Raw genomic sequence first — 6,663 nt, 5'->3', positions numbered from 1 at the left:
GGTTGCCCTCGATCTGCCCGTGAGCGGCGGGTTCGGTCGTTCCCGTCTCTTCGCCCGGGACCGACGTGAGGGCCTTCTCGGTCACGATGACCCGCACCGAGGGGCGGCGACCACCGAAGACCCGGCCCGGGTCGGTCTCGCCGGCGATCTTCAGCAGCTGCACGAGGGCGTCCGCGGCGATCTGGTCGGTGCTGCGGGGGTCGTCCTGCATCTTCTTCGCCCAGGCGGTAGATCTTCAGGTAGCGGTCGTCGTGGGCTTGCTTCTCGCGGGCGGCGATGCCGGCCTTGTCGAGCCGGTCGCGCATCCGGCGGGCCCGTGTGAAGACCTCGTCGGCATTCAACGTTGACGCCTCGGTGAGGAGCGTCTCGAGTGCCGCCGCGAGCTTCTCCGCGGTGACCGAGGCGTCGATCTGGCCGAGTCCGGCCCGAATCGACTCGGCCGCGTCGACGGAGAGGGCGCCGGCGGTCACGGCCCGGGCGATCGGCGCCTGCCACGGCACCCTCGCGACGAACTCAGCGACCTCGACAGCATCCGCGTCGGGCGTCGAGAGCGTCGAGAGCGTCGAGAGCGCCGCCTCGACCAGCTTCTCGGCCGCCTCGGTGTCGGCCATCATCGTGCCGACCGCGACGAGCTTGTACGCATCGCCCTTCGACGAGCCGGTCCAGTTCTAGATGAGGGCCTCCGGAGACAGGAACCCCTGCTGCGCGGCCAGCCCCGAGTGGCCGAGCTCCGGCCGGGACCGGCGGGCGATGGTGCCGGCCATCCACGCGGCGCGGGTGTCAAGCAGGCGGCGGGCCGCTGCGATCTTCTTCTGACCGGCCAGCACGGCGGCGTCGGGCAGGGCCTCATAGTCGGCGCTCGAGGAGCCCAGCAGGGCGACGGCATCGGCCGCCTGCCTGAGGTCTTCCGCGAGGTTCGTCATGGTACGAGGATACCTCAATTAGCACACGTAGTTGAGAGTCCGTCACTTATTATGGTCTATATTGGGTACGAACTTCGAAGACGTGTCCAGTCCGTTTCCGGGGGGTCAGCCCTGGTCTCGGCCACCGGCGCGAGTTCGCCTCGGAGGCCGGACGCGCGCGGGTGCCGGTTCTCGGCGCATGTCCTACCGTGCGCCTGCTGCCACACCCTGCGCCAGGAAAACCGAAGGCGGCCTCCCGGGGCTGAGCCCCGGCGAGAACGCCACCGACGGACAAGCGCTCAAGCGCTCGAGCGCGCCGACGAGCCCAGGCGATCCAGGCGCGCCACGCCGATCTTCGAGTCGGCCATGCCGTAGAACACGAACAGCTGCCCCTCGATCTCCTCGATCGCGGTCGGGAACACCACGTTCGGCACGATGCCGCTGATCTCGTCGGGCGTCTCCGCCTTGAGCAGCGGCTCCGAGGTGCGCATCAGCACGATGGTCGGGTCATCCGCGTCGAGAATCATTGCTCCGGCCGAGTAGTTCACCTTCTGCTGCTGCGAGAACGCGCCGTTGATGGTTCCGGTGACCCCGTGGTGCATCAGCAGCCAACCCTCCGGCACCCGCAACGGGGCAGGGCCGCCGCCGATCTTCAGCTCTTCGAACGCGAATTCCGGCCCGGCCAGGAAACGGTGGCCGCTCCAGAAGGTGAGCTTCGTGATGTCGGCGAGCACATCCGCGACCGGCAGATAGCTGATCCAGATACTCTGCCGGGTGTCGGTGACGCCGGCGGGAACACGGATGCCCTCACCCGGCTTGACCTCGCCCAGGTCCCACATCGGACGGTGGAGCACGGCGAAGCACTCGACTCCATGCGGGCCGGCGACCGGCTCCGGGAAGAACACGGTGTCCTTGTTGTGGAACAGGTTCAGGTCCATGTCCAGCGTGTCGTCGAAGGCGAACAGCGCCGGACCGAGCCGGCGCCACTCGCGCAGGTCCGAGGACACGGCAACGGCCGTGCGCGGGCCGAGGGGGCCGTAGGCGACGTAGGTCATCACGTGTAGTCCGAGCCGGGGGACGAAGGTGATCCTGGGATCTTCCACGCCGGCGTTGTTCGCGCCGCGCTCCCAGCCGCGGTCCGGCGCAAGAACGACACCCTCGCGTTCGACGCCCGTGGGAATGCCGTCGGTGATGATGACCTTTGCGAGTCCGACGCGGGACACGTTTCCGGTGGCGACCAGTCGGGGGAGCAGGTACAGAGTTCCGTCGGCAGAGTGCCCGGTGCCGGGGTTCAGCACCCCCTCGGCCTCGAGGTCGTTGCCCGCTTCAGGCGTCATGATGACGCCCATTCGGGTCAGGGTGTAGGGGAATTCGGTGGGGTTGGGCATTTCTAACCTTTCACGCCGGAGCCGATATTGTTCGACACGAAGTGCCGTTGGAAGAGGATGAACAGGATCACAGCAGGGGCGGCCAGGACGCAGGCCCCGGCGAGAACCGCCCCGAACGGGTTCGCCGCTGTGGCGGCGATATTGCTGAGGTAGTTGGCGAGTGACACGGCGAGAGGCTGGAGGGATGCCTCCTTAGTGATCAGGAACGGCCAGAGGAATTCGTTCCACGGTCCGATGAAGGTCAGCAGCACGACGGTCAGCAGGGCCGGCCGCACCAGTGGCAGGGCGATCCGCCGCAGGATTCGCAGTTCGCCGGCGCCGTCGATGCGGGCGGCATCGAACAGATCCTTCGGAATCTGCAGGAAGTACTGCCGGAAGATGATCACGGCCGTCGAGTTGATGGCGAACGGCAGGATCATGCCCAGATAGTTGTCGGCCAGTCCGTAGTCCCGGGCGATCATCACGTAGAGCGGGATCATCAACAGTTGGAACGGCACGACCTGCACGAGCAGTGCGAGAGCGAAGGTGACTCCGCGTCCGCGCCACTGCAGCTGGGCGAGGGCGTAGCCCACCAGAACACCGAAAACAACGGTGCAGAGAATGACGCCACCCGTGAAGATCCCCGAGTTGAGCAGCCCCTGCAGCAGGTTGATCCGGCTGTTGATGTCACCGTAGTTGTCGAGCGTCAGGTTGGCGGGGTTCGGGAACGCGCCGGCGACAGTCGGGTCCGGTTTCTTCTGGAGCGAGCCGATGACCATGTAGTAGAAGGGGAACAGGAACACAAGCGCCCCGATCGTGAGCACCACACCTCGCAGGGTGTTCTGCCCGCGGCTCATGATTCGTCACCGCCTGCAAGCTTGCGCTGGATGAACGCGAGGATGAGAACTCCGATCACGAGGATGACGCCGATCGCTGCCGCCGTGTCGGGCGACCCCTGTTCGATCCCGCGCTGGTACATCATCAGCACGGGTGACGAGGATGCACCGTTCGGGCCGCCGCCGCCGGTGAGCAGGTAAGGCTCGGTGAAGAGGTTGGCGCCGGTGACCGTCGAGAGCAGCAGCACGAGCACAGTCGCCGGGCGTACGCCCGGCACGGTGACCGAGAAGAAACTTCGGATCCTGCCCGCGCCATCCGTCGAAGCGGCCTCGTACAGTTCCTCCGACACGTTCTGCAGGGCGGCCAGGTAGAGCAGGATGAAGAATCCGAGGCCTTTCCAGGTCACGAAGATCGCGATGGTGGGCATGGCCCAGTCCTCGTTGATCAGCCACGCCGGATCGGGCGCGAGCGGCCCGAGAATCTGGTTCACGAGGCCGTTGCCGCTGAACAGGAAGATCCAGACGCCGACGACGGCGACGCTCGCGGTCACATAGGGCACGTAGTAGGCAACGCGCAGGAAGGTACGGAACCGCACCGCCTTGTTCAGGGCGGTGGCGAGCATGAGCGAGAGAATGACCGTCAACGGCACGTTGATCAGCAGGAAGACTCCCACGTTGCCGAAGGAACGGATGATGGCCGGGTCGGCCAGCACTTCCCGAAAATTGTCCAGGCCGACGAATGGCCGGTCCACAGTGGCGCCGGGTGCTGCGAAGAAGTAGTCGTGGAACGACATCCAGAAGGCGAAGACCAGCGGGTAGGCGAAGACGGCCAGAACGAAGATGAGATAGGGGGCGCTGAGCAAAAGCCCGAATGGGTTCTTGCCCAGAAGGGGGTGTTTGCGCCGGCGGGGGCCCCCGCCGGGAGGAGTTGTGCTCCTCCCGGCGACGGTCCGACTCGCGGTTGACTGGGACATCCGTTACGGCTTGGAGATCAGGGTGTTGATCTTCTCGGCGGCGGAGTCGAGGGCCGCGGGGATCTCACCCTCGCCGGTGATAACCGACTTCGTGTACGCGTCACGGAAGGCCTGCCAGGCGGCGACCGAGCTGGAGACGTTGGGAACCTCGACCATGCGGGATGCCTGGTCGCCGAACTGCTCGTAGGCCGGGTTGGCCGCGAAGTATTCCGGGTACACCGTGGGGAGGTCCTCGCGGAGCGGCATCTGGCCGGTCAGCTCGAGAAGCTGTCCGTCCTGTTCCTCGCTGGTGGCGAATTTCAGCACATCCCAGGCGGTGGCCTGGTTCTCGCAGGCCGTGAACATTCCGACGTTCTTCGCGTCACTGAACGTGTAGGTTTCCTCGGCCGGAGTGCCCTCGCTGGTGGGAACGGGAACCGCACCCCAGTTCACGGCGTCCTTGTACACCGACACGGCCCACGGGCCGACGATGGACATCGCGGCCTGGCCATCGGCGAACGAGTCGCCCTGGTACTGCTCTTTGCCGGCGAGACCCTCGGCGTACAGGGTCTTCCAGAACTCCGCGACCTTCGCGCCGTCCTCGTCGTTGAAGGTGGCCTCACCGTCTTCGATCAGCTGCGTGCCACCGGTTTCGGCGGCGTAGAGCGGGTAGAAGTCGAACCAGCTCTGGAAGAACTGGCTGGTCGGGGCAGGGTAGATGGCGTTCGGCGCGGCGCCGCTCTCGACGAGGGTGCGCGAGGTCGCCAGGAATTCGTCGTAGGTGGCCAACTGGGGGTTCTCGGCGTCGAGTCCGGCGGCGGTGAACATGTCCTTGTTGTAGAAGATCATGACGGGGTTGGACTTCCACGGCATCTGGAAGTACTTCGCGTCGGCGCCCTGGTACTGCTCGGCCGTGTCGCCGCTGCGTGCCTCGATGTAGGCGGCGCCGTCCTCGAAGCTGGAGAGGTCGACGAGACCACCCTGCTTCTCGAACTGCGGCACGGCGACCGGGGCCGTGTTGAATACGAGGCAGGGGGCGTTGCCGGCCGTGATGGCGGCACCGATGACCTCCTCGCTGCTCTTACCGGCCGGGATTTCCTGCGCCTTCACCTTTTCATCCGGGTTCTCGGCGTTCCAGGCCTCCACCATCTGCTTGCCCCAGGCGATCTCGGTTTCGTTGTTCGAGTACCAGATCGTGATCGGCCCGCGGTTGGTCGCCGCGTCACCCGTCGTCCCCCCGGACGCGCAAGCGCTCAGTGCCAGGGCCACTGCGGCGGATGCCGCCGTGACGGTGAGAATCCGCCTGGCCATTCCATTGCTGTGCATGTGGTGCTCCATTTCTCAAAAACCGCAGCAGCCTTGCTGCGGTGAACCTGTGTCAGCCCTGTGTGTCAGCCCTGTGTGTCAGCGCTCTGGGTCGGCCGGTCTGGGTCGGCGGTTCTGGGTCAGCCGTGGGGCGGGGCGGTCGACCCGCGCACCACGAGCCGGGCCGCCGGGAGGTCCACGTCGTCCGCCGAGCCGTTCTCCATCAGGGCCAAAAGCGTGCTCGCCGCCGCACGGCCCCACACCATCGGTGCTGCGCTGACGGTGGTCAGGGGCGGGTACACGTAACGGCAGAAGTCGATGTCGTCGTAGCCCGTGATCGAGAGGTCGTCGGGGACCCGCACGCCCAGCTCGTGCGCCATGCCGAGACCGGCGATGGCCATCGGGTCGTTGGCGTAGACGATCGCAGTCGGGGGTGTGTCCTGGGTCAGGAGGCGCCGAGTGGCATCTGACCCGGCGCCCACGGAGAAATCGGTCTCGACGGTCTGCCCCTCCGGCAGGCCCGCCTCGCGCAGAGCGGCGGCAAAGGCCGCGCGCCGGCGGCTGCCGTGTAGCAGCGTCGGGCTGCCCGCGACGTGCGCAATGCGGCGGTGGCCGAGGGTGGCGAGGTGAGCGACGGATGCCATCACACCCGGTGTGTCGTCCACGGTCACCGCGGGGAAGGGGCTGGGCCCGTCGGGGCGTCCGAGCGTGACCGCCGGCAGACCCAGCTCGGCGAGGAGCGGGATGCGCGGGTCGCCGTGGCGGAGGTCGCTGAGGAAGACCCCGTCGACGCGCCCGTCCGCCACGAGCGAGCGGTAGGTCTTCAACTCGGTCTCCTCGTCGGGAACGACGCTGAGCACGAGGGCGCGACCCTCCGGGGCAAGGATGCTCTCGACGCCCGCGATGAAGGAGGGGAAGAACGGGTCGGAGGCAAGCACGTCCGGGTTGCGGGCGATCACGAGGCCGAGCGCGTAGGACCGCTGCGTGGAGAGTGACCGGGCGCGGAGGGACGGCTTCCAGCCCAGCTCCTTGGCGACCTGAAGGATGCGCACCCGGGTCTCGGGGGCGACGCCGGGCCGGTTGTTGAGGGCGAAGGAGACGAGGCCCTTGCTGACGCCGGCCCGCTTGGCGACCACCTCGATGGTGACCTTGGGGGAGTTCGCGACCGACGTCGGGGCGGACTGAGCGGTGGTGATGGCAGGAGTATGCGCAGGCACGCTTCAGGGCCTCCTCATTGACAGCCGACCCAACCTGAACCGGTTTAGAAAGACTAGACCGGTTTAGTTCCCCCCGTCAAGGG

8 protein-coding genes are annotated in these 6,663 nt (G+C 66.9%); 1 reads left to right on the top strand and 7 read right to left on the bottom strand.

Going from position 1 to position 6,663, the window contains the following annotated elements; all coding sequences use genetic code 11:
* The coding region (locus E3O62_RS17470; protein WP_370448876.1) for a hypothetical protein at positions 1 to 431 on the bottom strand (431 nt) is incomplete at its 3' end.
* On the opposite strand from E3O62_RS17470, the gene E3O62_RS16955 reads away from it, so the two are divergent.
* Positions 319 to 672 (top strand): hypothetical protein, encoded by a 354-nt coding sequence (locus E3O62_RS16955; protein ID WP_241973262.1) that lies wholly within the window; start codon positions 319 to 321, stop codon positions 670 to 672. The two genes, E3O62_RS17470 and E3O62_RS16955, sit on opposite strands and share 113 nt — an antisense overlap.
* On the opposite strand, the gene E3O62_RS02040 is transcribed toward E3O62_RS16955, so the two are convergent.
* From E3O62_RS02040 to E3O62_RS02015, 6 genes are all read right to left on the bottom strand, one after another.
* Positions 669 to 923 carry a hypothetical protein gene (locus tag E3O62_RS02040; RefSeq protein ID WP_134397366.1) on the bottom strand — a complete coding sequence of 85 codons (255 nt, stop codon included), beginning with the start codon at positions 921 to 923 and terminating at the stop codon, positions 669 to 671. The genes E3O62_RS16955 and E3O62_RS02040 overlap by 4 nt on opposite strands.
* A gap of 278 nt (positions 924 to 1,201) precedes the next feature.
* Positions 1,202 to 2,290 carry a glycosidase gene (locus tag E3O62_RS02035; RefSeq protein WP_134395473.1) on the bottom strand — a complete coding sequence of 363 codons (1,089 nt, stop codon included), beginning with the start codon at positions 2,288 to 2,290 and terminating at the stop codon, positions 1,202 to 1,204.
* 2 nt (positions 2,291 to 2,292) lie between these two features.
* Positions 2,293 to 3,126 (bottom strand): carbohydrate ABC transporter permease, encoded by an 834-nt coding sequence (locus E3O62_RS02030; RefSeq protein ID WP_134395472.1) that lies wholly within the window; start codon positions 3,124 to 3,126, stop codon positions 2,293 to 2,295.
* Positions 3,123 to 4,079, bottom strand: coding sequence for a carbohydrate ABC transporter permease (locus E3O62_RS02025; protein ID WP_134397365.1), 957 nt, complete (start codon positions 4,077 to 4,079; stop codon positions 3,123 to 3,125). Before E3O62_RS02025 ends, E3O62_RS02030 begins: the two co-directional genes overlap by 4 nt.
* Positions 4,080 to 4,082: 3 nt before the next feature.
* A complete protein-coding gene (locus tag E3O62_RS02020) occupies positions 4,083 to 5,369 on the bottom strand; it encodes an extracellular solute-binding protein (protein WP_134395514.1) in 1,287 nt (428 codons plus the stop codon).
* 134 nt (positions 5,370 to 5,503) lie between these two features.
* Positions 5,504 to 6,580: a LacI family DNA-binding transcriptional regulator gene (locus tag E3O62_RS02015; protein WP_241973261.1), complete on the bottom strand. Its 1,077-nt coding sequence runs from the start codon at positions 6,578 to 6,580 to the stop codon at positions 5,504 to 5,506.
* Positions 6,581 to 6,663: the final 83 nt, after the last annotated feature.

The organism is Cryobacterium sp. TMT2-15-1 (assembly GCF_004402345.1).
In the GTDB taxonomy this organism is placed as follows: domain Bacteria; phylum Actinomycetota; class Actinomycetes; order Actinomycetales; family Microbacteriaceae; genus Cryobacterium; species Cryobacterium sandaracinum.
This window is presented reverse-complemented; position numbering and strand designations above follow the sequence as displayed.

Bases quoted from the DNA above. Each gene is read 5' to 3' on its own strand.
- E3O62_RS02040 (WP_134397366.1), bottom strand. From the start codon at position 923: ATGACGAACCTCGCGGAAGACCTCAGGCAGGCGGCCGATGCCGTCGCC.
- E3O62_RS02035 (WP_134395473.1), bottom strand. From the start codon at position 2,290: ATGCCCAACCCCACCGAATTCCCCTACACCCTGACCCGAATGGGCGTC.
- E3O62_RS02030 (WP_134395472.1), bottom strand. From the start codon at position 3,126: ATGAGCCGCGGGCAGAACACCCTGCGAGGTGTGGTGCTCACGATCGGG.
- E3O62_RS02025 (WP_134397365.1), bottom strand. From the start codon at position 4,079: ATGTCCCAGTCAACCGCGAGTCGGACCGTCGCCGGGAGGAGCACAACT.
- E3O62_RS02020 (WP_134395514.1), bottom strand. From the start codon at position 5,369: ATGGCCAGGCGGATTCTCACCGTCACGGCGGCATCCGCCGCAGTGGCC.